Genomic DNA, 25,401 nt, shown 5'->3' on the forward strand with positions numbered 1-25,401 from the left:
GGTCTCCCCCATCAGCAGATCATATCTGGGCCAAACCGAACTTCGCCACCGGGCCGATTCTGTTGAAAAAGGCGGCTGTTGCGACGCAGAGATATCAGTGATTCAGTCTGTCTAATTGGCAGGACTGAAGATCATGATGGGCATCGGTGCGCGTTCCAGCCGATCGTGATCACCGATTCCAGACCATCGTGATCACCCATTCCAGAGCATCGTGATCACCATTTCCAGCCGATCGTGATCGCTATTTCCAGCGACCGCGATCGGGGGCAACCAGGAGGCGCGCACCGCTGACAGTCTGCAACCCGGGTAGCTTGGTCTTTTGCCTAACCGCAGAGGATCGAGATGCCGACCGAGAGACTGTCCATGCGCCACATTCGTGAAGTTCTACGCCTGCACTACAGCGTCGGCATGTCGCAACGCGCCGTTGCCCGCAGCCTGGGCTTGGCCCAGGGCACGGTCGGCAAGTACCTCAACCGAACCCGCCGCGCCGGCCTGACCTGGCCGTTGCCGCCGGAGCTGGATGACGATGTCCGGCTCGAGAACCGCCTGTATCCGCCACCATCCGATCGGCCCAGCGACGAGCGCCCGCATCCGGATTGGGCGCTCGTGCATCGCGAGCTGCGGCGGAGGAACGTTACGCTGATGCTGTTGTGGGAGGAGTATTGCGACGCAAGCTCCGACAGCTTCAGCTATGCGTGGTTCTGCGAACGCTACAAGGAATGGGCTGGCCGCCTCAAGCCGACGCTGCGCCAGGTCCATGTCGCCGGCGAGAAGCTGTTCGTCGACTATTCCGGCCACACCATGGAGGTGGTTGACGGGCTCAGCGGCGAGGTGCGCAGCATGCAGATCTTCGTCGCCGTGCTCGGCGCCGCGAACTACACCTATGCCGAAGCCAGCTTCAGCCAGAGCCTGCCGGACTGGATCGCCTCGCACGTTCGGGCATTCTCCTATTTCGGTGGCGTGGCCCGGCAGACGGTGAGCGACAATCTGAAGGCCGGCATCACCCGGGCTTGCTTTGATAGGAGCCGGGCAGACTGGCGGGTAGTCATGTGCCCAGTTCGCCGCCTGCCAATGAACAGGTATTCGCCTGGTTTTCTGCCGGTCGCCCGCAAGTAGTCGTCGATCGCCTGACGGGTCGATTCCGTCAGTTCAAATTTGACCGGTCGGCCGATCTTCTTCTGTCGGACGCTCGCGCGGTCGGCTGCATATCCGCCCGGGCAACGTCATCCACTTTCAACGCTACCACGTCGCAGCCGCGAAGCTTACTATCTATGGCAACGTTGAACAGCGCCAGATCTCGCATCCGGCCTTCGACCTGGAGCTTGGTTCGGATCGACCAGACATGCTTGGGACGGAGGGGTGGCTTCGCGCCGACGATCTTTCCTTTATTCCACGGGGTGCGTTTCGAAGCGGCAGGGATAGCGCTCAGAGCATCGGTCATGGTGACCTCCTCAATCGTGAGGCTGGTCATTTTCCGCCTGGAACCCTTCCGATCCTGCGTCCGCCTTCAGACGATTGGAAACGTACTTGCGTGCAATTCGAGCGATGGAAGGGCCGAAACCCAAGGCGGACATTCCGAGCGCTGTTGCGAGCGTCGAAGCGCGCTTAGCGCATCGATGTCGGCTTATGCTGTTCGGCTAGTAGTACTTGCCGCGGCTCCACTGAGAGCCTCAACGGAACCAGGAACAATGTCCAGGCGATCTGATTGGAACGTCGTACGTCCAAACCAGGATAGCTTCCGGGGAGGCGTCTTTTTCAGGAAGGAGCCAGCAATGGATGACGAACGGAAATCATCAAAAGCGGGGGAACGGGCCGCTGAAGGCTTGCGCGACGCGACTGCTAAGGAAGAAGCGAAAAACGAGAGCAAGACGGGACACGACCTGGCCAAGGGCGCTGATCGCTTCGAAGAACGCTCTAAAAGCTCCGATGGAAGAAGCGCAAAAGAGAAACAAAAGGGGTGAATGAATACAGCAGACCTCGCGCTTTCCGTTGAGGACCCAACCGGGACCGGTACTTGGCTGAGATGGCCATCTGCCCAGCTGCCGTTGGCGAGGCTCTCTGAGATCCGCCACCGGCCCATCAGCGAAGTTGCGGTCCAGGTCATTGAGGTCTGCTTGGCAAGGCATGGCGGACCAGATTTGCTCACGTCGAGTTCTTCGCATTTTGGCCCATCGCAACCGTTCGGGCGGTGCCTAGTCATGTCCGAAGTTAAGGGGAGACCGGACCTGACTGCCCGCGGTCGAAGCCGGCGCTGTTGACCCTGAGCGGTCATTGTCGAGGGTCACACTACTGGACTCGGTTAGCTTTAAGGAGTTCTAATATGTGTCTTGCTCCACATTAGCGTGGGAGGAACTCACATGAAGAAGCTCTTGTTCATAGCGGGCTTAGTGGTGTTCTCACTCCCGGCGGCAGCGCAAAACACGCCGATGCGGGTCACCCCTGATGCACTTGCGTGGAAGGAGAACCCGGCCTTCCCCAAAGGTGTCCAGCTCGCAACACTGGTGGGCGACCCAACAAAAGCGGGGGAGGTGGTTGTCATGCGTATCAAATTCCCCCGAATTTTCAGATGCCGCCGCACACTCATCCCTATTCCGAGGTCGTGACCATCATAAGTGGCGATATCGGGACCAGTCACGGCGATACCTTTGAGAAGAAAGGCGAGTTGTTAAAGCCGGGCTCATTGTGGGTATATCCGGCAAAGCACTCTCACTACGCCTGGACCGGAAATGAAGAGGCCGTTCTCCAAGTCCAGTTTGTCGGTCCTGGAGGCATCGATTACATCAACCCGGCCGACGATCCGCGCAAGAAGTAATGTAGCCACTCAGCTCGCTGGCTGCTTTGACCCGAATGTACGTCTCGCGGTAGAGCAGCCGATCAAATTCGAGCTGGAAATCAGAACGAAGACGGCCAAGGCGGCCCCACCTTGCCGCCCTCGTTACTCGTTCGTGCGGACAAGGTGATCCAATGATGTGGGCGAATGTCTGTTCTTGGCCCCTTCGGCGACCTCGGGAGACGTCCGCTTTCCCGCCGCTGTTAGGGGTTGAGCGGACATCAGGGGGCAGCTGCTTAATGAGTACACAGCCTTCTGTAATGGGGCCCGATGATGTCAAGTCTCCCGAGTGAACGTCACGCCGCCGAGCTCATGCTTCTGTCCGTGGTCAACGCCTGGCCGCCACATCATGCTGTCAGAGGGAGCGGTGAGCCCATCTAGATACGCGTGGTTCGTCAGATGACGACCACTGGCCGTGTAACGGCTTCACCGGATCCACCGTCCCGGCGACGGGACTTCGGGCACCGTGCGCACCGTCTCGTCGCCGGCCAACGTGATTCTGCCTGTGATGTCCTTTTCCCCCGATTGATATTTCTTGGCGTAAGCCCGAACAGCGCGCCTGCTGCCTTCGATTTTACGATGCGATGAGGGTCATCAATCGCCGATTTGTAGGTAACGGCCACCAGCGGGCGAACGCCCGGTACCGTCATAAGCCGGCGACCTCGGCGAGGACGTGACGCGGACGCTGGAGGTGGTGCCGCGCCAATGGAAGGTGCTCGAGACGGTCCGGGAGAAGTTCTCCTGCCGCGACTGCGAGAAGATCAGCCAGGCGCCGGCGCCGTTCCATGCTATCGCCCGGGGATGGTCTGGTCCGAGCCTCTTGGCCATGATCATGTTTGAGAAGTTCGGCCAGCATCAGCCGCTGAACCACCAGGCGGAGCGCTACGCTCTGGAAGGCGTGCCGATCGCACTGTCAACCATAGCGGACGCCGTGGGATCAGTCTGTGCGTCGCTGGATCCCCTGCTGCGCCTGGTCGAAGCCCATGTCATGGCGGCCGAGCGCCTTCATGCCGATGATACGACAGTGCCAGTGCTGCCCAGGGGCAAGACCGATACGGCACGATGCTGGATCTACGTCCGGGACGACCGGCCGTTTAGCGGTGCGGGTCCGCTGGCGGCGATGTTCTACTACTCGCGTGATCGCAAGGGCGAGCATCCCCAGGCGCATCTGGCCCGATATGCCGGCATCCTGCGGGCCGACGCCTATGACGGGTACAACCAGCTCTATCTGGGGGGACGCCACCCTGGACCGATCCGCGAAGCGGCGTGTTGGGTCCATGCGCGGCGCCCGTTCTTCGCCATGGCCGATGTCGAAGAGAATGCGCGTCGCAAGGCCACCGCCAAGAAGGAGATCCCGCTCTCGCCCATCGCGGTCGAGGTCGTGCGGCGGATCGATGCGCTGTTCGAGATCGAACGCTCCATCAATGGCAGGAGTGCCGAGGAACGCGTTCAGGTTCGGCAGACGCTGAGCCGACCTCTGGTCGAGGACCTTCAGGTCTATATGCGGGAGCAGCTCGCCAAGCTGTCCCATGGGCACGACCTGGCTAAGGCGTTCAACTATATCCTGAAGCGCTGGGCGAGCTTCACCCTATTCCTCGAGGACGGCCGCGTGTGCCTCTCCAACAATGCCGCCGAGCGAGGATTAAGAGGTATAGCTCTCGGACGAAAATCCTGGTTGTTCTGCGGTTCTGATCGTGGCGGACGGCGCGCAGCTTCCATGTACAGCTTGATCGTCACGGCCAACATGAACGGCGTCGATCCGCAGGCCTGGCTCACCGATATCCTTGCCCGCATCGCCGACCACCCAGCTCATCGGCTCGAAGAGCTTCTGCCCTGGAATTGGACGCCGGGACAGCGATTGCTGCGCAGGCGGCGTGATCTGCGAGCTGATGACGCTGCTGAGTGACGACTAACCCGCCTGTGGCCTACGCCGGATGCTTACTTTCCAATGCTCCGCATTGGGAACGATTGACGGCGAGTGCTGCTCTAGGTCGCGGAGCCGGGCGATGCGGCTCTTTAGGCGCGCTGGCAATTCCGGCTCTGGTCTCAGATACGCGTGCAGTCTGTCGCCGATTTCTCGAACGATGGCGCGGCTGTGTACACGGTCAATGTCGATGTTGCTTCGCATAACGGGAACTTCCGCTGATAAAACCCTCCCCGGCAGGCCGTATCGCCCGGCGCTACCCTGAACCTCAATCAAGGCTGGGCAGACGATTTCTGAAAAAAAGCCGGAGACCGCCGCTTTTGGCTATCTTGCGCGAGCGCTTGTATTGAGAACAGCGGGTCGTTGAGGACCTTTGGCTATCCGCGACATGCGCCGGCGGCGGTCTCACCTATTCAATGCCCGGCAGGAGCATTCGTTCCCGTTCCAGCGCGACGCCCACTAGCGTTCCTACAGAACGATCTCAGGTCGTGACGTCTATCCGGAGGAAGGAGATAAGCAGCGACTTTTATAGCTGAGCGAGCGTTGTGCTACGTCCGCAAAGGATCACGACGATCTTTCCGACTCGAACCGCAGAGTTCGACGTTTTGCGCTGCCGTGCCCGAACAACCTGCAGTTCAGTTTGCTGAAATTATGAGGCTCAGCGGGCCCGGCCTAGTCCCGCACAGGTGCCGAGACGATCCGCTGACATGGAAGGCACTTGTACAGCCTGCCGATCGCCAATTGCGCGCAAAGCTCCCACCGGCATCATTTCGCGGGTGCAATTCTCGCAGGCGGGAGGTGGCAGGAGGTTGCTGTCGGTAGGACGTGTACCCGTAAACCAAGCGCGTGATGCGACAAAGGTAGTATGCGCTGCGATAGAGACCCATGCGTCAAGTGGCAGGAGAGTAGACCACGGCAGCTAGTGGGACATATTTTCAAAGGTTTTCATCGCGGCAACAACATTCTTTCCGAGGTAAGGTTTTGCGATGAAAAGCGCGTTTGCCGGAATTTCAAGTGGCCTCAACTTCCCGGAAGTTATGATGATATGCACCGGAGGCCATCTGTCCCGGACAGCAGCGGCGAGCTTCAGCCCGTTGATGGAACCCGGCATTTCGATGTCTGTAAATAGCAAATGGATGTCTTTGAGGGCTTCCAGAATGGCGATGGCATGATCAGCGTTTTGTGCGACGACCACGGTAAACCCAGCCTCTTGGAGGTCTCCCGCCACAAGATCCCTGATTAGAACTTCATCCTCAACGACTAAAACTGTGGCCATTTGACCTCTTCGGTGGTCTTTGGGGCCACGAATGCTAAGTAAAGCGGCGCACAATGGTTCCTGAGTTCGTTTCCAAAAAGCCATTTGGATAGCCCCATAAAGGCGTAGGGGTCCCGCCCCGTCAGTGAAACAGCCCGCGCTATGTCCATCGCACTACAGACGTGCCGCCTGAATGAGCGTAAGAAGGAGACATTGCTGGCCACGATACTAGGCGTCAGTGACTGAGAGTTGAAATGCTCCCGCCTTACTGCGCGAGAGCTTTCAATGATCGAATCAAACCGTATCCTCGGCGCCTTGTCTGCTGCCGACCTCGAAGTCCTCAAGCCGCACCTCCGGCCTGTCAAACTTGAGCACCAGCGCATTTTGTTTGATACCGGCGATCCGGTACCTGTCGTATACTTCCCGCTGACCTGCGTGGTGTCATTAGTCGTGCCCCTGTCAACGGGACAGTCAGTCGAGGCCGCAATGGTCGGCCGAGATGGCGTTGTCGGAGCGGGAGCCGCGCTCGACGGGAAAATATCCCTGAACCGCGCAATCATTCAGCTGCCTGGCAACGCTTTGGAGTGTAACGCCAAGGCATTAGAGACCGCGGCATTTCAAAGCCGCGCTTTGATCGCCATGCTCGTTCGGCATGAACAGACCGTATTCGCACAAGCTCAGCAGTCGACGGCATGTATGGCCGCACATGACACTCAAGCCCGGCTTTGCCGCTGGATGCTCCGGGCTCGTGATCTAGCTGAAAGCGACACCCTGCCATTCACCCAAGAATTTCTGGCGGAAATGCTGGGCAGGAACAGAACCAGCGTCAGCCCGGTCGCGCATACGCTGCAACAAGCCGGGATGATCAGGTACACGCGAGGGCGCATCGAAATCCTCAACGTTGAGGGGCTGAGGGAAAGCGCCTGCGAATGCTACGAAGCGGTTCGATTGAATTACGATAAGCTACTTTAATGAGGGTCCGAGCCATACCTCGGCTCAAGCCTGATTACGAACCGAGCGAGACTCCAAAGCTCGCGGGGGCTCCGTCAATCAACTGCTTTGCCCATACAATCGAGTCGTCGTCATTTTCGCACGAAAAGACCCGGCATGCCACGAATTGCCCGTCGTTGCCGACTGTGTAAAGCCGACGATCAGTCATTTATCGCGGTGGGCGCAAACCTGGTGACGTGAGCCATTCGTTGATATGAACTGCGACGTCGGTCTGGCGCGCTCGTTTCATAAGAGCGTCCTTCTCCCGACCAGGCGGCATCCCCCGGGCTTGCTCTTTAAGTTGCGCAGCCGACTTGGCCAGTCGCTCATCGAAGGTCATGGTATGCTTGATCCGTCTTCGCTTCTGCAGCATGGCTATGTCCTCCTCGCAGCAAAAGTTAACGGCGTTTCACCTGCTGCGTCTGTCTCAGGGGCTACATAAGAGAAACGGGCTTCGTCGGTCAGTTGATATAAGCTCCGCAGCGCCCTGGCGTGATCTCCCTGTCGCGCGCCATGGAAAACTGCCCCCTCAGCGTCACGAGGAATTGCCCCCTCCTCGGATAGCTGGGGAGAGAGTGAATGAAGCAGGAACGAATCACTGAAGGCTCGTCGTGGATTGATCCACGGGGGCAGGTGATGAAGACGCCGGATGACGGGCGGAGATGTTGCCCCTGAGGGCGTGCGGGTGGGGTCTGAAGCGGATTGCGCGACAGCTGGGCTGCGGCCATCACACGGTGAAGGGCTACGTGGTGGCGGGCGGGGTGAAGGCGTTCAAGTCGCCTGAGCGGCCGAAGCGTCTCGACGGCCTTGAGGGTTGGCTGCGCGAGAGGCTCGTTCGGCATCGCGGCAATGCCGACGTGGTGCGCCAGGACCTGTTGGCCGAGAAAGGCGTGACAGTCAGCCGGCGGACGCTGCAACGCGCCGTGCAGCCCTATCGCCAGGCGCTGAAGGCGGAGGGCCGCCTGAGCAGGACGCCAGGCTTCGCCGTCGTCGCGGCGACGATTTCGGGATCGTCGTTTCCTTCGCCAAACCCTGGTAGAACAGGTTGCTGTCGGCGCCCCACGCCTCCAGAGCCGCCTTCATCGATGGCGCTGCGATGGCCTGGTCGAAGAAGCCCAGCGAGGTTTGGTATGTCTTCAGTTTTCTCGGCATCGCGCCCGGGAGGTAGCTGCAACCACCTTAGTTATAACCGAGCCCGTGCACCGACGTCTTGCCCCAGGTTGCGGCTTCCAAGATCCGGTAGATCTGTTCGTGAACCAACGATCGCACTTTCCGTTGTGCTGCATCCGAGTGGCCACGATTGAGCGCATAAGGCAACCATGAGGACCAGCTCGCGCCAGCATCCCGATTCAATCAGCGAGAGGGACCTGACCCACCTCGAGTCGCTGATCCGCGAGGATTTCGAGCGATGCCATCCTGGCGAGACTCTGGAGGATCTCAAGCGGCGCGCGTTCTTTTCGAAGGAGGACAGAGGCCTGCTGCGGGACTGGATGGCGGTGGCGGCGGCTCGCGCCGCGGCCGCATGCGCGGCAAAGGAAGTCCCCAGACTAGGCCGTGACCCATAAATCGGCCGGGCGGCCGGCTCGCCAGAGTCCGCTTTACCCCGAACAGCGGTTGAAATCCGCAACTCAGTGAAATGACGCGATGGGCCAGTCTCGGACCTTGGCACTTCGCATTTGCGACGGCTCTACGCCAGTGAAGCCGACGTGTTCAGCTTGCCGACCGAAGGCCGAAAAGCGCCACCTGAAGAGGTGAGCCTGACAGCATCGTCAAGTTTGGACCCTCGCTTGTTGTGCGCCGCGATCCCATGGCAGTGTTGGCATGCGAACAGCATAGGCCCCATCGCCCAGCAACGCCTGCACGACGAGCATGACGGACCAGACGAGCGGAAGTTCCCAGCCAGCGTCGGTGAAGTAGAATCCTTTGCGAACGGCCCAGAACTGCGTCGCCCCGATCATCAAAGGCAGCGCATATAGGCTGACGTATCGGGTGTAGATGCCGAGGAGAAGCAGAACGGCACCAGCAAACTCGGCACTAAGGGTATAGTACAGGGCCCAGTCGGAGTATCCCGCGGTTTGCAGCGCGGTCCACCAAACTGATAGGCCTCTTGTCGCGACCTTCCAGTAAAGATGAGCAATGAAAAGCCCCGCGAGACAAAGCCGGAGCAACAGCGCGGCATAGGGTGCAGTGCGGATATCGATCATGAATCCCTCCCTTGCACGTGTTCGAAAATGATAGTCTCGGTTTGACGCCTCCTTTGAACCTAAATTCAGCACCCATGCGCACGCGGCTAAGCCACTGCCTTTGCCTCGACCGCTTGGGCGCCCGCTCAAGATGACAATCCACCACGAAGGCGAGGTTAGCGCACGGATCTGTAGCTTGCTACCGAATGTCCTCAACGGGGTCATGTGCAGACTTCAATGCACCCAGTTTGGATGTTCGATCTGCTTGCAACAACGGAAGTCGCCCCTATTTGGATCATCTCGTCCCAACGGGCGAGCATCTTTCTGCGAGGGTCATTCGGGCAACCCGGCTCGCCGCAAACCTTCTTCGTATCGCGAAAAGTCTTCGGCACGCCAAGGTGCCAGCAGCTCTTTGAGATTGGAAATACGTAGCGCGGGATTGAGTTGCCGCAGCCGAGCCATTAGCTTGCGTGCTTGCTCCGACCGTCCGGCCATTGCATTGCTCGCGGCGGCGATGCGTAATCCAGGTTGATAGCCCGGACTGTCCTGCAATGCCATTGCCGCCCACGATGCCGCTTCGTCATAGCGGCCGAGGAAGAAATGTGCATGCGCGGTCCCGCTTCGCATTCTTAACAGCGACGGATCAAGTGGGCTCAGGCGCATGGCACGCGCGAAGCGCTCGATCCCCGCTTCCGGCTCGCCGAGCCAATTTTTTACCCAGCCGCCGAAACTCCATGCCTCGGCCAGGTTGGAATTGAGCACAAGCGCACGATCGATTAAGCCGGCCCCTGCCTCGAGATCGCGAACGACATACGCTAATGCATACCCGCTGGCGGCGAGCGCGATCGCGTCATCCTTGCCCAACTCAACCGCCCGTTGGGCGAGCCTCGTCACTTCGGCAATCTCGTTCGCAGTGACTGAAATCCAGCCATTGACTTTGGCAATAGCATAGCAATGGGCGGCACGACCGTAGGCGGACGCAAAATCCGAGTCGAGCTCGATCGCGCTGTTGAACAGGCGCAATGCCTCGTCGTTCGCCTGCGGACTTGCAAACTGATAAAGCCTATCCAAACCGCGTAAATAGAGGGCATAGGCGTCGAGACTCTCGGTCGGCTTGCGCTTGGCACGCTCGATTTCGGCTTTTTCCACCGCTGGCGCGATCGCCCCGACCACACTCTCGGTCACCTGGTCCTGCAGATCGAAGATGTCGCCGATCCCGCCATCAAACCGGTCTGCCCAAAGATGTGCCCCGGTGGAGGTATCGACGAGCTGTCGCACCCGGTTTGCCGCTTTGCGAACGCTGCCTTCCAGCACGTAGCGCACCCCAAGCTCGCGCCCGACTTGCTTCACATCGACGAGGCGCCCCTTGTATGTGAAACTCGAGTTGCGGGCGATGACGAACAGCGCCTTGAAATGAGACAGCGCCGTGATGATGTCCTCGGCCATTCCATCGGCAAAGTAGTCCTGTTCCGGATCGGAGCTCAGGTTGGTGAAGGGGAGAACGGCGATCGAGGGTTTATTCGGCAGAGCAAGGGTTTCAGAAACAGGCCAGCGGTTCGGCACGGCTGGCACGGCGCGACCGTATGGGACGCGCCAGACCCGTATCGGTTCGGCGATATTCTTCAAGGACTGCGAACCCAAATCCTCAAACGTTACATCTACCTTGCCACGAATTTGCCGGCGAGCGTCGTCCGAGATACTGATGCCGCCCGGCTCTGCAATCCCTTCGAGACGCACTGCAATATTGACCCCGTCACCAAAGATATCGTTCTCTTCGATAATGATATCACCGACGTGAATGCCGATGCGGAGCTCGATCCGCTTGTCCTGCGGCACGTCAATATTTTGTTCGGCCATGCCGCGCTGAATTTCGTCGGCACATCGGACCGCGTCGACTACGCTGGCGAACTCGGCGATAGCGCCGTCCCCGGTATTCTTGACGACACGACCGTGATGCTGCGCGATCTTGGGATCGAAAAGCGTCCTTCTAAGCGCTTTCAGTCGCGCCAGCGTGCCTTCTTCGTCTATCCCTATCAAGCGGCAAGAGCCTGCGACATCCGCCGCCAGAATAGCTGCTAGTCGTCTCTCTACGTGCTCGCTGCTCAAGATGCTCCCCCGTAACTGGGGAAATCGAATGGTTATATAGCACGATTGTGGGTCGATGTCCGGCTACGCCCAAGTCCGAAATGGGTCAAAGGCTACCCCAGTCACCGTTCATGCCGTCGTCGGGTTTCTTCGGACCTCAGTGCGCTTGGCTCACGTATTGAATGTTAGTTAGGCAGGAATTCCGGCCAACCGCAGCCCCTCACGCAAGCGCATTTCGTCCTCAGGACGCCGCAGATTAGAGGCATCCGCGAGCCAGTTCACATAGACCTCCGGACCCGCCGCAGGATCACCACGCCAGAGCCCACGAACTGATTGGAGAAACCGTCCCGCACACTGACTCGCCTGCTCGGTTCGCCCCAGGTGGCCGCAACCCGCCGCGCACCACGCAAGATCCTGGGGATGCTGCAAAGGATTCGCTCTGGTACTCTCTTCGAGGATTGCCGCAGCCTCCTCATAGCGCCCGAGAAGAAAGAGGATCCGCGATCGGTAATAGCTGTACCACCCGGGGTGGAGTGGGTTGATACGTCTGGCGAACTCGGCGGCTTCGAGGCCACGCCCAGGATGGCCCAGACACGCCTGGACCGATGCCCAAGTAATTTGAACCATAGCGTCGTTCGGGTTGAGGGTCCGCGCCAAATCGAGATGGCGCGCAGCGCGGTCAAACTCGCGCCAGGTCAGGTCAATCTCGTCGTTCAGCACCTTTGGGAGCAATTGCACTTGGCGCTCCGACTGAAGAACAGCGAGGCACATCCACCAAATGCCCAAGATATTGGTTTTGATCCTGCCTCTGTAAGAACTGTATTGCTAACTGCGTTACGTTCGGCGGGTGTAACGATCCTCCATGAGGCAGCCGGGGGGACCGAAGAGCCGCCGTGGTCCTAAACGCGAAACGTAGGGCAGAAGCTTCCAATGTCTTAGTTGGGTCAAACCGCGAAGAACTCAGGCTGGGCAAATCCGGTCCACTCTGCCGCGATCAGCGGACCTCCCTCAGACCCGGCGCAACTTCGCAGACGGGCCAAAATCGGAAGTTCGACCTTTAAAGTGTGGCCAGCAACGATCCATTAATCGTGACCACTCGCCTCACGTTCCCTGTGGGACTGTCGTCTAAGTTGTGATTGGCGTGCCGTGGCTGGACGCTTCTGGTAGAATGAAGAGGCCGCCAACTGAGGCCGCATATGGAGGGCTTGAACGTGCCGCACTGGCTCCCCGCTCTCATCTGTTTTGCTGTGCTCGCGGCGTTCATCGGCTATGCGTTCCGTCAAGGAATGAAGGTGTCTCCAGATGGGAACAATACCAATACCGGGCCAAGCCCAAATGACTACCCACCCGGTCCTTTTTGAAATTCAGTTTCATCCGCGCGAACAGCAGGGCGGAGTGCAGGTCAGTGCCGCAAACGCGCATCATGTACATCGAGAATAAATCCGCATCGCTGAATGGACCGGCGCGGATCGGCCGCGTCACCTTCTCAAAAACGGGTAAATCCATCAGCTATGGGGGGCGCACTTTCCAAAGCCTGAAAGGTAGTGGGTTCAAGGCAAACTTCTTCGAAGTTGACACTAGAGACAGATTTTGGATTTCAGGCCCGCGAAGATGGCAAAGACCGCCTCTACGCTGAAAGCTCCGCACCTGTCGAAATCGACCCTGACGTCGCGGAGGAATACTGGCGTGTCATTAGGGGAAAGCACTCCGAGTGATTTCCACGAACATCGCCGTTACTTCTGCTGTGGGTCACAACGCGAAGAACTCAAGCTGAGCAAATCTAGTCCGCTGGAGCGGTGCGTTCCTCAAGGACTCGGAGATGGCTTTGTACACGAATTATTCCGACATTCGTAGCCGCATAAGCGAAGAGCCTTCATGGTTCGATGAGTCCGCAGTCCCTCGCTATGGACCTTTCAAGCCAGACGCGGTCGCAAATTTTTATGCCCGTGAGGCCGCTCTGGTTCTCGCTGCATGTCAACGCTGTGGTCATCATTTTCGATTGGCGATTTCACAGCCCTATTTCGAGAAGGATCCGGATGTGGCAACTGCCATCTGTCACCGGAGTTTGCACTATGGCGATCCCCCTAACATCGGTTGCTGTGAGGCGGGGCCATCGACGACAGTCGTAGAACTCGAGGTCTTGGAGTACTGGTGGCGCAGATTGGGCTATGACTGGAAACGAGAGGCTTCATTCGAGGTCGGCGTTGTTTCCGAAGTAATGAGCGACGACTACCGGTACGAGGCCTACTACGATGTGGATCGCAACCCCGAATTTCCCTTGTCGTTTGGCTCCATACCGAAGGAGCCAAAGGGGGCGCAATTTGAGGAGCTTGTGACGGAATTGTTGACGCGATATCCAGCGGCGCCCCGCGAAGCGGTCGAAGTTGCCCTGCGTTCCGTCTGGACGGAGCGCATGTTTTCACGACGATGTTCTCAACTTGCTGAAGACGCGCTTGCTGGATTTCAGTGGCCTGCTGCTACGCCAGACCGGGACGGCGCTTGAAGTCCGCTTCGCGTCAATCGCGTCGGTTTAGTCACCCCGCGTTGGCTTCTGGTCGGACCTGATGAGCGGACATCTTTAGTGCTCATCGCAAGGTCCCAAACGGGCCGCAACCCGACTCTCACGCACCGCAGCAAGCGAGACCATATTCTTTGAGGAATCCGCCCGTGCTAACCTCGAAGTGCGGACAAGGAGAGACACATGGCTCGTTCAGTAACGCGTCGTGCCTTGCTTACGACAGCCTCTTTGGTTGCCTTTGACGCCGTGGTGCACGCCGAGCGATCGCAGCCATGGCGGGTTGGGCTGGTTACCTCCGGACAAGGCGACAGGATCATCGGCTGGTTCAGAGAAGCTTTGGAAGCCAAGGGATATCGGGAGGGAAAGGACCTCGTATTCGAGCTGCGCGAAGCCAAGGGACACTACGCGCTGTTACCGCATTTAGTTGAGGAACTCGTTGCACTAAAGCCGGACATCATAATTGCCGAAGCGACGCCTGCGATTGCAGCTGCACAACGAGCGACCTCGACAATTCCGATCATCATGGCGCCATCCACCGATCCGATCGGCTCTGGCTTCGTCAGAAGTTTTGCCAAGCCCGGCGGTAACATCACTGGCGTTGCGAATATGTTCGGTGATCTCACAGCGAAGACCCTCGACATCATTCGCCTTCTGTTTCCCAAGGTGCGGAAAATCGGTGTACTCACTTCAAACAACCCGACGCATCCGGCGTTGGCTGACGTAGCGGTCAGGTCGGCGGACGTCATCGGCATTTCAGCCCAACGGTTCGTTGCGCCAAACCCCGAGGACGTCGAAAAGGCGTTCGCCGACATGCAGGCTGCGGAGTGCGAGATCGTCTACGTACTTGCGGACCCGCCGCGGCGGTCATTGCCATCAATCGCACTTAAGTACCGCCTGCCGACAGTATATCAGGTCACCAATTACCCAGACTTGGGTGGGTTGATGGCTTATGGGCCGGATATCAAGGCTCTATTTGTTCTAGCGGCCGATTACGTGGACCGCATCCTAAAAGGTGCGAATGCAGCGGACTTGCCAGTTGAGCAACCGACGAAGTTTCAGTTCGTGATCAATCTCCAAACGGCCAAAGCGTTGCATTTGGCCGTCCCGGAGCAAGTGCTCCTATTGGCAGACAGAGTGATCGAGTAGATTGAAACCGAAAGTCCGCTTCGGTCAAAACGCGAAGAACTCAGGTTGAGCAAATCTGGCCCGCTCTGGACTCAACAAGCGGACTTCCGGCCGCCGAGGCGCAGCTTCGCAAGTGGGCCAGGAGCCGACTATTGCACCGCAAGTGCGGTGGATGCCGTGGTGTTAGTTCTCTTGGCACGCCTTTATTCAGGTATGTTGATTCGATTGATAAAAGCTTGCGCGATCGCTTGATGCTCGGGTTTTCGATACCGAAGATACATTTCCCTCAACAAGGTTTTGCGCAAACTCGGGTACAGCTCGACAATTCGTCCGCAAGTCCTATTCGCGCCGTCCACGTCGCCGTTCAGCAACGCTACGTCATATAGCCTCAGCAAGCCATGAACGTCGGTCGGATTGAGCGACAAGAGCTTTCCCGCCCAATCAGCTTGCTCGGTTGGCGATCCGCTGATCAAAGCAGCAGTGAGGTGGCCTCGCAAGGCTCCAACGATGTTCACCTTGTCCAATGGACTTAGCCGGATAGCCTGGTCCAACGCATCACGAGCACCGAGCAGGTCACCCAACAAAGCGCTGAGGTAGCCATTGATGGCCCAGGCTTGGAGATGATTGGGATTGAGCTGCAGGGACCGATCGGCCAGCGCGACTCCTCGCTCCACCTCATCGTTCATGTTCCCGACGATGTAAGCGGCTAGACCCAGAACCGCGTCATCACTCGGCGCGAGCTCAAGCGCGCGATTGGTAAGCTGAATCGCTTGCGCGCGCTCTTGCTCGGAGTAGCGCTGCAAATAATTCCAATATCGATTGTGCACACAAAACGCGGCCTGAACATATGGCGCAGCAAAGATTGCATCGAGTTTAAAAGCCGTTTCGAACTCGACCTGTGCCAGTTTGTTCGTTTCGAGAGTTCGTCGATGGTTCAAGGCCAAGCCGCGCAAGAAGTGGTCGTAGCTATCCCAGCTGTCCAAGGGCTTTCGAACCACCTGGTCGGCATCCGCGAGGATTAATTGGGGCGCAATCTGGCTCACGACCCGAGCAGCGACCGTATCTTGCAGTTCAAAGACATCCTCAATGGATCCGTCGAATTTGTCAGCCCAAAGATGCGATCCTGTGGCAGCCTCGACGAGTTGGCCTGTGATGCGTACCGGTTCGCGGCCTTTCTCACGCTACCTTCCAGAACGTATCTGATCCCTAGTTCGCGACCGACCTTGCGGACGTCGATTGCCTCGCCCTTGTAGGTGAACGACGAGTTGCGGGCGATAACGAATAGCGACCTGAATCGCGACAGTGCAGTAATGATGTCCTCGACGATACCGTCAGCAAGGTATTCTTGTTCGGGATCGCCCGACATGTTCTGAAATGGCAAAACTGCAATGGAAGGCTTGTCAGGAAGCGGCAGCGACTGAGGTTTGCTTGCAGTCGCTGCGGCCGCCGGAGCGGCTCCACTAGTAAGCTGAGCCCGCCAAGCGGGCATGGGCTCGCTGATGTTTTTTAGGGACTGCAACCCAAGATCACTCCACGTGACCTCGATCTTGCCCCGGATCTGGCGATAGGTATCGCCAGAAATGCAAACGCCCCCCGGATCGGCAATTCCTTCTAGCCGAGCGGCAATGTTTACACCGTCGCCATAGATGTCGTTGTCGTCGACGATAACGTCACCGACATGGATACCAATGCGAAAATCGATACGTTGGTCCTGTGGGACAGAAGCATCCCGCTCAGCCATGCCGCGCTGGACTTCAACGGCACTGCGAACCGCATCCAGAGCGCTGGCAAACTCGACCAGTATGCCATCGCCGGTGGTTTTAACGATCCGACCGCGATGTTTGGCAATGGTTAGGTCAACCAGTTCCCGTCGGATTGCCTTGAGCCGGGCGAGCGTGCCTTCCTCATCTGCACCCATGAGGCGGCTATACCCCGCGACATCCGCCGCCAGCACCGCCGCCAATCGCCGCTCTACCCTGTCGCCCGCTAAAATTGCCCCCCGGGGAACCAACCCTAGATAGCCTCATCAAAGCATGGCACGTGGTCTCGGGGCTAGAGCCAATGTCCGGGATGGGTCAATTGCGAAGAAATTACGTTGAGCAAATCTGGTTCGCTCTAGCACAATGAGCGGACCTCCGTAGACGAGGCGCAACGTGCGCTGATGGGCCATTGGACTAAACCGCTCGCGCTCTGGGCTAACGTTAGACACGGGCCACAAACGGACTCATGCAGTGCAGCGGCAACCACCCATTTGATCAACCTTGTCGGCCAATGATCAGCACACATCGCGGACTGCGATGGTGAAGTCGCGCTGGTTCACGTTGTCCAATCAGCGTGGTTGAGCAGTCCCCGCGCTTGGGATGCCCCAGCTCGATCACAGGCCGAGAGGGGTTGCCCCCAAGAGGTTGGATCTTCAAGTCTTGAAGAAAGTCGCAACATAGAACAGGCCAGCCAAAACGATGGTGGTACCGATGACTGTTAAGGCGGCCTGTCTGGTTGAAACGTCGCGCATGTCAACGCCTCCTTCAGTTGGACACGCCTAGCACCGTCAACGACCGCTTGTTGTGCCCCGGGGTTTGAAACTCAATGGTTTGGCCAACCGACAGGCCGATCAACGCAGCTCCGACCGGCGTAAGAACCGAGACGCGCTTTAGCGTTATGTCCGCTTCGTGGGGATAAACCAAGACTACGTCCCGGACCTCACCGGACTTGTCATCGCAGTACCGGACCTTCGAGCCCATGCGGACTACGCCGGGAAGATCGGAATTGTCCGCCACCACGTTTGCACGCTCTATCTCCTGTGCAAGGAAATGGGCCACGCGCGGGAAGAGCACCGCGCTCGAACTGGCCAGAGCGTTGAGACGCCGCGCCTCATCCTCCATCACTGTGATGGGCGGCAGTATCATCTCAGGTCTGCCTTTGCGATTGGTCTTGCTCATCACCTTCTCTCCTTTCCTAAGCGGCTGATGGTCCTGGATCATTGTCATCAAAGAGCTTCTTGCCCTTGACCCCTGGATTGCTAGACAGAACCCTGACAACATCGTTCGGATCACCTCGGCTGACACGTTCGACCTTGACGACGTTGGTGCGCCCAGCGGTGAGGAAGGGGATTTCGCTTCCGACCTTCAGCCCGACCAACGCTGCGCCCAACGGCGACATCACGGGGATTTGGGTTCGTTCGGACGTGTAGTCTTCGGGGTACACCAGTTGCCTTGTCTCGCGGGGGAAGCCCCAGGTGATCCAGAACGTCACCCACGAACCCATGGTGACGATGCTGTCCAATCTGGCTGCGCGATCAGGGACGACTTCCGCACGGTTGAGCTCACCCAACAAAAAACGTGCGTCCACGTTGCCCTGATCCGCGCCCGTCTGCGCGAGCCGTTGCAAGCGACGATGGTCGGACGCCGGAAGAGTGACGTTTGGGAAAAAGGGGTTGTTCACGACATGCCTCCTTGTTCGGGGCTACTCCTCGCGGGAGCGCCACACACCAAATCTGTTTGATGAAGGAAGGGGGTAATCCGGACGGCAGCAACTACCGTCCGGCTAAGCTCCTGCTTGGAGCCGTCCGGCGTGCAAGCAATGCCGCGCAATGCGCGGATCGATGTCGAGGACGTGGATCATGTCGCGGCCATCATAGGATCTTCCGCTGTCCCCGTAACGCGACTAAAGAGCACACACGTAGCAAGAGAGTTATAAGGATTGTCAACGTCCGTATGGGTCAAACTCCGCCTTCGCGGCTCGCATCATGCTGTTCGGCTCACTTCCGGACAAAATTGGCCGGTTGGACTGCTGCGATCTGCTTCCGCTCTACACTCGACAGCCGACACCAAGGCTTAGATCCCGTTGGACAGCAATGGGCCCACAAGCGGACCTCATAGGAGTGTCAACCTGATGGCAACCATAGGCGAGAGAGACGCGAATACGAACACGTTAACAAGCATAGATTGCTACCCCGTCTCGCGATAAGCTTGCCTATGGATGGGTTCTCAATGAGCAGCAGTTGCATCGCTGCGCTACTTTTGATGACGATCGCTTTGCTGGTGGTCGCAATGATGCTCGAGTCCTATTGGGATTGTCGCCTCCAGAAACGGGATCCATGACAGAATGCATGCCCGGCCGTCCAGGACCGACAGGACTTTATTGAATAGACGGATTAGAGCAGCGTGGATGCATTGACGGATGGCAGTCTACACACCCGCACGTCTCACGCGAAGTCTAGTCGTCGCAGATGATCGCCTGCAATGGATGATGACATCGACGATAGTGGCGATTAGCCGGTTCTGGCTTCCTCAGGGAAGAGTGACGCCTCTCGGGCCGGTGCAGCGCAACCCCGCTTTGGGTCAATAGCGCCGATTGAGTCGCGCCGTGTCGCTCCGGTGTGCCCCGATCAGCAAACGTGCCTGAGCCAAATCGAACTTCGCCACGGGGCCAAGAGCAGAAGGTGTGCGCTAACGACTAAAGCCGCCTCGCGGGCCAAACACAGGTTGCGTTTCCATCTTCTTTATTGTTGGCAAGGTACTCAGCCATTTTTGCGCTGAGCGAAACCAGAACTGATCGGCCGGAATCAATTGGTCGCGCTGTTTGATGGCGCCGACGCGCATGCTTAGGACTTTTGCGCCTTCGCCGATGGGCGCCGAATAGATTGGTGTACCGCAATCAGGACAGAACGTCTGCTCTCGCTTATTTCCGCTCTCCCCGGTTTTGACGTGTCAATCGGCGTTCGACTGGGACCCCCTATCGGCATCCAAAAAAAGGGGCTCTGACGCAAATTCGATGACGGCGACGCGGATCATGCTACACCGAGCAATCGTGCTTCGAGAAGTCAATTTTCGGCGCGCCCATACGGTCCTGATCCCTGGTGAGCGGATAACCCGGAACGGTTGGCGTCGTTGTTCGGAGTTAGAAACCCCTTCTACATACACACTTTCCAACTCCGCACGATATCTTAGCTTGGCAGCACGACGGGGTGTTCGTGAGGCCTCTCACTCTCTTTCAGTCTGTCCTACTGCTCTACAAAAGGGGCGCCCGATGCGGCGGCCCTCCTTCTCAATGCAATGCGGTGACAGTGCACTTTAATGATCACCGCCAATCAGCAAGATCACCAAGGCCGCCACCAACCAAAGACGGCCTCGGATGTTGTATGGCCAGGCCGTTAGTACCAACGGCGATGGTGGCCTCTGCCCCCGCCATAGTGATGACCGCGGCCGCCAGGCCCCATGTGACCGTTGCCATTCCATGACCTCCACGCACGAGCATGAGCGGACTGTCGGAGCCGGCAACCAGCGTGTCCGCCACCACTCGGGGCATGGCGGAAGCAGGTAGCGTTGACATCGCCGCGACTGCGCAGGCGGCCACACCGATCAACACCAGACGTTTCATGTTGGGGCTTCTCCAGGAGCCGCGTGATCGCGGCTACAATTGTGAATGCTTCCGCAGACCATTTAAGTTCCTGCCCCGGAAGATAGCAACTCGCTATCGCCCTTCGGGACGCTCCGCTCGATATCAAGTCACTATCTTCCGCGGCTGGCGTTGACGATGGCGCTGACGGTGCCGCTCCCGAGATGCACGCCGAGCTGAGGAAACAACCAGCTGCCGACAAACGCGCCCAGGATTCCGACAATGATGTCACCGACGATCCCAAAGCCGGTCCCGCGGACGATCTGGCCCGCCAACCAGCCGGCGACGAGACCTACGAATAGGATGATCAAAAGGCTTTCGCTCGACATGTTCATTTTGTTACCTCAATCGCTTGGTTCGAATGGCTGCTGATCTGCGCAATCTGGTCCGATGAAGTCGTAAGATGTTGCGGTGCTTGTACCCGCGGACAGTGCCATTGTTGACGCCGCAGCGATCCAGACGGGCTACGAAAGTTCTGTCCGCTCGGAGCTCCCTAATCGAACAGGCGCCATGACCTAGAGTTCCCTCGATACAACTTATATTTGAATCGACCCGATCTCTTCCGGACCGGCGCAGGCCGTTGAAACCTCTGTCATCGACAAACAACGGTATACTCGCAGACCTTTCGACGAGCTTGGCACTTGATCGCCATTAAACCAGAAATTGAAACGGAACCATCGCCGGTCGGAGCCGTTCACTCCCCATGGCTGACGTTCGTCGGCATCATATTCAAATGAATTGGACAAGATCAGATGAGACATACTTTGAGGACTTCTGTCGCCGTTGTGGCTCTGTTTGCTGCGACCGGTCTTGCGATGGCTCAAGGCGCCAATCAGGGCGCAGCAAAGGGTTCGGAGTCCCCCGCTGCCGTTTCGCCGAAAGCTGAAACCGTAGCACCGATGAATGCACCCGCAGCAAAGGGCCCCCCCACCGCTGCACCCCACGGCTCGCCGGCAGAAGGAATGCCGCAGCATGCACAGGGCGCGCCTGATGCAAAGCACCTCGGCGACGCAAAGGCCGATGGCAAGCCGAAGGCCGCAGAAGGAATGGCCCCGGCTACCGCTTCGAAGGACGTGAAGAATTCGCCTCACGAGACGAAGCCGACCGCGGACAGCAAGACGACTGGCGTGACGAAGGCCGATGGGATGACAAAGGCGCCCGATTCAGCCACCACATCGAAGGACCTGAAGACCCCGACCACCGAGAGCAAGCCTTCGGCGCCCGAAGGCAAGACCACCGGCAATGCCGCGACCACGGCGGTCGCCGCGCCTCCGGCCGAAAAGCGTAGCCAGATCACTTCGGCTATCAAACAGGAGAAGGTCGAGGAAGTCACCAACGTGAACTTCAACCTGTCGATCGGCACCGCCGTTCCGGCAGGCGTCCGTTATCATGCGATACCGAGCCGCATCGTCGAGATTTATCCGGAATGGCGCGGATACGAGTTCATTCTGGTGCACGGCAGGTACGTTATCCTTCGTCCGCACACCCACGAGATCGTCTACATCATCGAAGGTTAAGTCCAGTCCGACCGGTCAGGCGCAAACCCAAAGGGCGGCCCAGCAGCCGCCCTTTTCCGTAGGCGCATGCCATTTGCACTAAACACCGCTCGAGCAAGGCGATGTAGGAGCTTCGGTCTTTTACATTCAAAAAGACAAAGTGAAGCTAACGGTCGTATTCGAGCAGGAGGCGGTCGTCGCAATTCTCGAGCCCGGCCAATTCTTTGGCGAAGGATGCATGAATGGTCAAGGCACTCGCAAGGACCGTTTTAGAGCTCGCTATTCGCGGGACGCAAGCGTAGGGTCGCAGTATCACCGTCCTTCCCACGGCTTCCACCGGTGACTGAGGGTCACGAGCGCTCCCGCCAAACCAGGAGCCACGTGCATGCCTCGATTTCGTCTGGCCGACTGGGTCGTGCCGCCGGTGATCGTCCCGTTGTTTCTACTGCTCCTGGTGGCAGCTGCGGTTCTTCTACGTGGATAGAGCGCCGCAACTGCAATTTCTGATTAGCGGGCGTGATCAAAGTGGCCACATCAGCTTGGGCCGCGCCACGACGGCGGCTGCTTTGAAGAAGGCGCGGGAGCTGCTGCAGGAAGGCTATTTCGACGTCCGGATATGCACGCCGCAAGGCCGGATTCTGCTCTCGGAAGAGTTCGACCAGTTCGAAGCATGAGGAGAGGCTGGTGCGTCGTCAAACGGCGCGCCCAGAACCCCGTTGCACGAGAATGCCTCGCGGAGGGCGGGCGGGGCGGCAACCGGGCCGGCACGAGGAGAGATCACGGGGCGTTCGGTGTGAACGCCGCCGGGAGAGGTAGCTTGATGAAACTGCTCTCTGTTGTATTGGCGCTCGGCACATTCACGCAGGCCGCGATCGCTGGCGAAACCGACTGCCGGGAGATCGAAAGCACGAGCGGGCGATTGGCCTGTTACGATGCCGCGTTTCCGCCGCAAACGAAGAAGCCAAGTCCTGAGCAAAAGGACGCATCACGTGCTGCTTACACAGACCCGTTCATTGCGGAAGAAGCCCGAACCGCTGCGAAACTGAAGAATATTTGTCGCGGTTGCTGAGCTGTATGACAGGGAGTGCGCGCGAGCCTGAGGACGGTCGAACAAGACCTCGCGATGCACAGCTATGCAGGCGAGGCGTTCGTTTGCAGCCACGTGTTGTCGCGATCGATATTGAGGAACCGCCATGGTCCGCGAAACAACGTACGTCGTGCAGGCGTTCAACGCCGGCAAAGGTGGAAATCTGAAAGCCGACGCTCCCATCGTCTGCAAGTCGCAAAGCGGCGCACTGCGGACGGCAGAGAGACTGGCATTGAGCAAACTCGCCGTCGTTGCTTTTTCGTCCACCGGCGATCCCGAGATGGGTGACTACGATGATGAGCCCACGGTCTTCTTCCGGAAGGGCGAGCTTCCGGCCGGCTTCGACTGAGTCTTTGGGTTGCGCTCGAGCAGATATTGGCACAGGAGCACAGATGAACGAGCGACTTGAAACATTGAAGAAGGCGCGTGATCGCATGCTCGAGGACAGGGACACGCATGCGAAGGTGCTGGCTGCTCCCTTTGATCGTGAAAAGGCGGAGCGAGCCCGGAACAAATTCGTAGAGCTTCAAATGCTGATCGATGCCCTGGATCGCGCAATCAGCGCAGAAAATCCTGCCTCGGCATAAGGCGGAAGCTCCTGAAGGCGGGGCTGGCGGACATTTTTCCCGGAACCGTAGTCGCATGCCGACGGCCGCAGGACGTCGAGGCTGAGCAGCGTGATCTCGTCCACGCGAGTGCCTGAGACGGCTCGATTTTTCGGTCAGCTGGCGCGGCCAGCATCGGCTCCCTGAAGGGGGCGACGGTCCGCTTAGCGAACAGGGATGTCAGCGTGCGGCGCTGCACCTCCGGCTTCGTCCAACGCTCAATGCCCCTGATGCGAACCTTTCTGGCGCGTGCTCAGACCAATGGATAACCGAGATTTTGCTAGTGCCCTCTCGGGGCTGGAGAAGCGCCGTCCGTCGTTATTTCAAACGGGCGGCGTACTTTTTTGAGGGCCTAATCTGCCGCCGCACCTGAGCGCTAGATTAGGATGAACGGTCATCGCGCTTTAGGTTGTTGTTTGAGCATGATCTTTTCGGAAAGCCGCTACGCACCTTCAGGATCATGCTCAAACCTTTGGATCCGAAGCGGACTTGGCCCGGAGCCGCATTATACGTCGGCTGTCGCCAATTGGACCATGGATGTGCCCCTGCGATGCCGGCTCAAGCCGCCTCCGGTACGAAATGGTTTGCCCGCTCCATCAGGACATTGCTTGCAGCAGGGCCGCGATCTTGATCGTGGCAAAGTTGGAATAAGTGTCGGAGACGGCGTAGGGCAGAATAATTTGATCACGGTGCCGCATCGCCCCACAGGTGTAGACCACATTGGGAACGTAGCCCTCTCGGTCGGAGGCCTCCGGATGCAGCAAAGGTTCGCAGGCACGGCCTAGCACCCTGGAGGGGTCCTTCTTGTCGAGCAAGGCAGCGCCGATCGAATACTTTCGAACCGGGCCAACGCCGTGCGTGAGCAACAGCCAGCCTTCATCGAGTTCGATCGGTGATCCGCAGTTTCCGATCTGCACAAATTCCCAGGGAAACTGCGGCTTCAGGATGGCTTGACCGCCGTCCCATTGGTGCAGATCGTCTGAATAGATCAAATAGAGGTTCTCGTTGTCCTGGCGGGCGATCATGGCGTATTTGCCGTCAACCTTGCGGGGGAACAACGCCATCCCCTTGTTGCGCGCCGCGGCCCCTTGCAACGGGGACATCCGAAATGACAAGAAGTCGCGCGTTTCGATCAACTCCGACCGTATCGCTCTGCCCGTATAAGCGGTGAACGTCGCGTAATATGTCTTGCGATCACCATCGATGAATTCGACGAAACGGGCGTCTTCGATGCCTTTAGATTGTGAATCCGTGACAGGAAATATCACGCGTTCACTGATGTCTTGTTCTTCTTTGAATGTGATTTCAACCGTTTCGCCTGAGGATCCGGGTATGCGAGGTCCGACTCGGGGGCTGGAGGCCAGTCGCGCGGTTGGATCGACCGCCAGGCTGCCGTCGGCTGCGATGGTGCCGGTGCGAAATGTCAGTGAAGATACGTGCCCTTCGCCAACGGCCCGGAGACTGAGAACAAAGCGCAGGCCGTCTTTCGGCGCACCCGACTGGTCGGGATGCGGTACGATGCTGGGATTGAACAGGGCAGACGCCTCGAACGAATATTCGTTCAGGAAATAAGCCCCAATCAACTGGCGCTGAATGGTCGAAAAAGTGCCGTGAGCCGCCAACGCCCGTTCCATCTCATCGGCGCGGAACTCGAACGTTTCTAGCAGGTTGCGATGCCTGCCCTGAAAGTTCACCAATACGTCTGCCAACAGGCTGGCGGTGACTCCCGGGTCAAGGGCCAAAACGCGTTCGACGATATGGTTGGCGCGCGTCTTGTCGGTCGGGTTGAGATCGCGCGGCTCTGTTGCCGGCTTGAACGGGCGAACGATCACACGCGTAGGGTCGGGGCGCAGATGGAGCGCTTGCCGATGCAGGAAACTGGCTTGCGACAAGATGTCCTCGGGTC

General features: G+C 58.5%; 23 protein-coding genes and 5 pseudogenes. 13 read left to right on the forward strand and 15 right to left on the reverse strand.

Annotated elements, in window-relative coordinates; translation table 11 throughout:
- Positions 1 to 363 precede the first annotated feature (363 nt).
- Complete coding sequence (istA, locus tag IVA98_RS27950) at positions 364 to 1,116, forward strand: IS21 family transposase (RefSeq protein WP_247355911.1); 753 nt, start codon at positions 364 to 366, stop codon at positions 1,114 to 1,116.
- Positions 1,117 to 1,144: 28 nt separating this feature from the next.
- On the opposite strand, the gene IVA98_RS27955 is transcribed toward istA, so the two are convergent.
- Entirely contained in the window at positions 1,145 to 1,441 is a 297-nt protein-coding gene (locus IVA98_RS27955) for a site-specific integrase (protein ID WP_247355920.1), read from the reverse strand.
- A 331-nt stretch (positions 1,442 to 1,772) separates the two neighbouring features.
- Here IVA98_RS27955 and IVA98_RS27960 point away from each other — a divergent pair, with 331 nt between their 5' ends.
- Complete coding sequence (locus tag IVA98_RS27960) at positions 1,773 to 1,961, forward strand: hypothetical protein (RefSeq protein WP_247355921.1); 189 nt, start codon at positions 1,773 to 1,775, stop codon at positions 1,959 to 1,961.
- A 605-nt stretch (positions 1,962 to 2,566) separates the two neighbouring features.
- Positions 2,567 to 2,812, forward strand: coding sequence for a cupin domain-containing protein (locus IVA98_RS27965; protein ID WP_247355923.1), 246 nt, complete (start codon positions 2,567 to 2,569; stop codon positions 2,810 to 2,812).
- Positions 2,813 to 3,298: 486 nt separating this feature from the next.
- Here IVA98_RS27965 and IVA98_RS27970 read toward each other — a convergent pair.
- Positions 3,299 to 3,489: pseudogene (locus tag IVA98_RS27970) on the reverse strand (transposase); the annotation flags it as partial.
- A 2-nt stretch (positions 3,490 to 3,491) separates the two neighbouring features.
- Between IVA98_RS27970 and tnpC the strand changes: the two are divergent.
- Positions 3,492 to 4,736: pseudogene (gene tnpC, locus IVA98_RS27975) on the forward strand (IS66 family transposase); the annotation flags it as partial.
- 937 nt (positions 4,737 to 5,673) lie between these two features.
- Here tnpC and IVA98_RS27980 read toward each other — a convergent pair.
- Complete coding sequence (locus tag IVA98_RS27980; protein WP_247355925.1) at positions 5,674 to 6,030, reverse strand: response regulator; 357 nt, start codon at positions 6,028 to 6,030, stop codon at positions 5,674 to 5,676.
- Between the two features lie 264 nt (positions 6,031 to 6,294).
- Between IVA98_RS27980 and IVA98_RS27985 the strand changes: the two genes are divergently transcribed.
- Positions 6,295 to 6,981, forward strand: a complete 687-nt coding sequence (locus tag IVA98_RS27985; protein ID WP_247333584.1) for a Crp/Fnr family transcriptional regulator — start codon at positions 6,295 to 6,297, stop codon at positions 6,979 to 6,981.
- Between the two features lie 973 nt (positions 6,982 to 7,954).
- Here the strand turns inward: IVA98_RS27985 and IVA98_RS27995 are convergent.
- The 4 genes and pseudogenes from IVA98_RS27995 to IVA98_RS28010 all read right to left on the reverse strand — a co-directional run.
- A pseudogene (locus tag IVA98_RS27995) lies at positions 7,955 to 8,151 on the reverse strand (cell envelope biogenesis protein TolA); the annotation flags it as partial.
- A 617-nt stretch (positions 8,152 to 8,768) separates the two neighbouring features.
- Positions 8,769 to 9,203 carry a DoxX family protein gene (locus tag IVA98_RS28000; RefSeq protein WP_247333583.1) on the reverse strand — a complete coding sequence of 145 codons (435 nt, stop codon included), beginning with the start codon at positions 9,201 to 9,203 and terminating at the stop codon, positions 8,769 to 8,771.
- 312 nt (positions 9,204 to 9,515) lie between these two features.
- Positions 9,516 to 11,288, reverse strand: a complete 1,773-nt coding sequence (locus IVA98_RS28005) for an adenylate/guanylate cyclase domain-containing protein (RefSeq protein ID WP_247355932.1) — start codon at positions 11,286 to 11,288, stop codon at positions 9,516 to 9,518.
- Positions 11,289 to 11,456: 168 nt separating this feature from the next.
- Entirely contained in the window at positions 11,457 to 12,005 is a 549-nt protein-coding gene (locus tag IVA98_RS28010) for a tetratricopeptide repeat protein (protein ID WP_247355934.1), read from the reverse strand.
- Positions 12,006 to 13,086: 1,081 nt separating this feature from the next.
- On the opposite strand from IVA98_RS28010, the gene IVA98_RS28015 reads away from it, so the two are divergent.
- Together IVA98_RS28015 and IVA98_RS28020 are read left to right on the forward strand one after the other, a co-directional pair.
- A complete protein-coding gene (locus IVA98_RS28015; protein WP_247333578.1) occupies positions 13,087 to 13,770 on the forward strand; it encodes a hypothetical protein in 684 nt (227 codons plus the stop codon).
- A gap of 198 nt (positions 13,771 to 13,968) precedes the next feature.
- A complete protein-coding gene (locus IVA98_RS28020) occupies positions 13,969 to 14,931 on the forward strand; it encodes an ABC transporter substrate-binding protein (protein ID WP_247355936.1) in 963 nt (320 codons plus the stop codon).
- Positions 14,932 to 15,113: 182 nt separating this feature from the next.
- Here the strand turns inward: IVA98_RS28020 and IVA98_RS28025 are convergent, their stop codons facing one another.
- From IVA98_RS28025 to IVA98_RS28050, 7 genes and pseudogenes are all read right to left on the reverse strand, one after another.
- Entirely contained in the window at positions 15,114 to 15,953 is an 840-nt protein-coding gene (locus IVA98_RS28025; RefSeq protein WP_247355938.1) for a tetratricopeptide repeat protein, read from the reverse strand.
- Positions 15,950 to 16,864, reverse strand: coding sequence for an adenylate/guanylate cyclase domain-containing protein (locus tag IVA98_RS28030; RefSeq protein WP_247356092.1), 915 nt, complete (start codon positions 16,862 to 16,864; stop codon positions 15,950 to 15,952). The genes IVA98_RS28025 and IVA98_RS28030 overlap by 4 nt, the downstream gene beginning before the upstream one ends.
- 571 nt (positions 16,865 to 17,435) lie before the next feature.
- Entirely contained in the window at positions 17,436 to 17,849 is a 414-nt protein-coding gene (rnk, locus tag IVA98_RS28035) for a nucleoside diphosphate kinase regulator (protein WP_247355939.1), read from the reverse strand.
- A gap of 16 nt (positions 17,850 to 17,865) precedes the next feature.
- Positions 17,866 to 18,351: a GreA/GreB family elongation factor gene (locus tag IVA98_RS37345; RefSeq protein ID WP_247333574.1), complete on the reverse strand. Its 486-nt coding sequence runs from the start codon at positions 18,349 to 18,351 to the stop codon at positions 17,866 to 17,868.
- 1,007 nt (positions 18,352 to 19,358) lie between these two features.
- Positions 19,359 to 19,601: pseudogene (locus IVA98_RS37785) on the reverse strand (GFA family protein); the annotation flags it as partial.
- A gap of 388 nt (positions 19,602 to 19,989) precedes the next feature.
- Positions 19,990 to 20,289, reverse strand: coding sequence for a hypothetical protein (locus tag IVA98_RS28045; RefSeq protein ID WP_247298031.1), 300 nt, complete (start codon positions 20,287 to 20,289; stop codon positions 19,990 to 19,992).
- 131 nt (positions 20,290 to 20,420) lie between these two features.
- On the reverse strand, positions 20,421 to 20,642 hold the full coding sequence (locus IVA98_RS28050; protein WP_247355941.1) for a GlsB/YeaQ/YmgE family stress response membrane protein: 222 nt from the start codon (positions 20,640 to 20,642) through the stop codon (positions 20,421 to 20,423).
- Positions 20,643 to 21,059: 417 nt separating this feature from the next.
- On the opposite strand from IVA98_RS28050, the gene IVA98_RS28055 reads away from it, so the two are divergent.
- From IVA98_RS28055 to IVA98_RS28075, 6 genes and pseudogenes are all read left to right on the forward strand, one after another.
- Positions 21,060 to 21,824 carry a DUF1236 domain-containing protein gene (locus IVA98_RS28055; RefSeq protein ID WP_524536424.1) on the forward strand — a complete coding sequence of 255 codons (765 nt, stop codon included), beginning with the start codon at positions 21,060 to 21,062 and terminating at the stop codon, positions 21,822 to 21,824.
- Positions 21,825 to 21,918: 94 nt separating this feature from the next.
- A pseudogene (locus IVA98_RS28060) lies at positions 21,919 to 22,062 on the forward strand (Crp/Fnr family transcriptional regulator); the annotation flags it as partial.
- A 280-nt stretch (positions 22,063 to 22,342) separates the two neighbouring features.
- A complete protein-coding gene (locus IVA98_RS37025; protein ID WP_256467102.1) occupies positions 22,343 to 22,477 on the forward strand; it encodes a hypothetical protein in 135 nt (44 codons plus the stop codon).
- 146 nt (positions 22,478 to 22,623) lie between these two features.
- Positions 22,624 to 22,872 (forward strand): type VI secretion system-associated protein TagO, encoded by a 249-nt coding sequence (locus IVA98_RS28065; protein ID WP_247298089.1) that lies wholly within the window; start codon positions 22,624 to 22,626, stop codon positions 22,870 to 22,872.
- A 124-nt stretch (positions 22,873 to 22,996) separates the two neighbouring features.
- Complete coding sequence (locus IVA98_RS28070) at positions 22,997 to 23,239, forward strand: hypothetical protein (protein ID WP_247298042.1); 243 nt, start codon at positions 22,997 to 22,999, stop codon at positions 23,237 to 23,239.
- A gap of 43 nt (positions 23,240 to 23,282) precedes the next feature.
- Entirely contained in the window at positions 23,283 to 23,477 is a 195-nt protein-coding gene (locus IVA98_RS28075; RefSeq protein ID WP_247333571.1) for a hypothetical protein, read from the forward strand.
- A gap of 614 nt (positions 23,478 to 24,091) precedes the next feature.
- On the opposite strand, the gene IVA98_RS28080 is transcribed toward IVA98_RS28075, so the two are convergent.
- Positions 24,092 to 25,387, reverse strand: a complete 1,296-nt coding sequence (locus IVA98_RS28080) for a glycoside hydrolase family 130 protein (protein ID WP_247355942.1) — start codon at positions 25,385 to 25,387, stop codon at positions 24,092 to 24,094.
- Positions 25,388 to 25,401: the final 14 nt, after the last annotated feature.

The sequence above is a fragment of the Bradyrhizobium sp. 160 genome (genome assembly GCF_023073735.1).
Classification (GTDB): Bacteria; Pseudomonadota; Alphaproteobacteria; order Rhizobiales; family Xanthobacteraceae; genus Bradyrhizobium.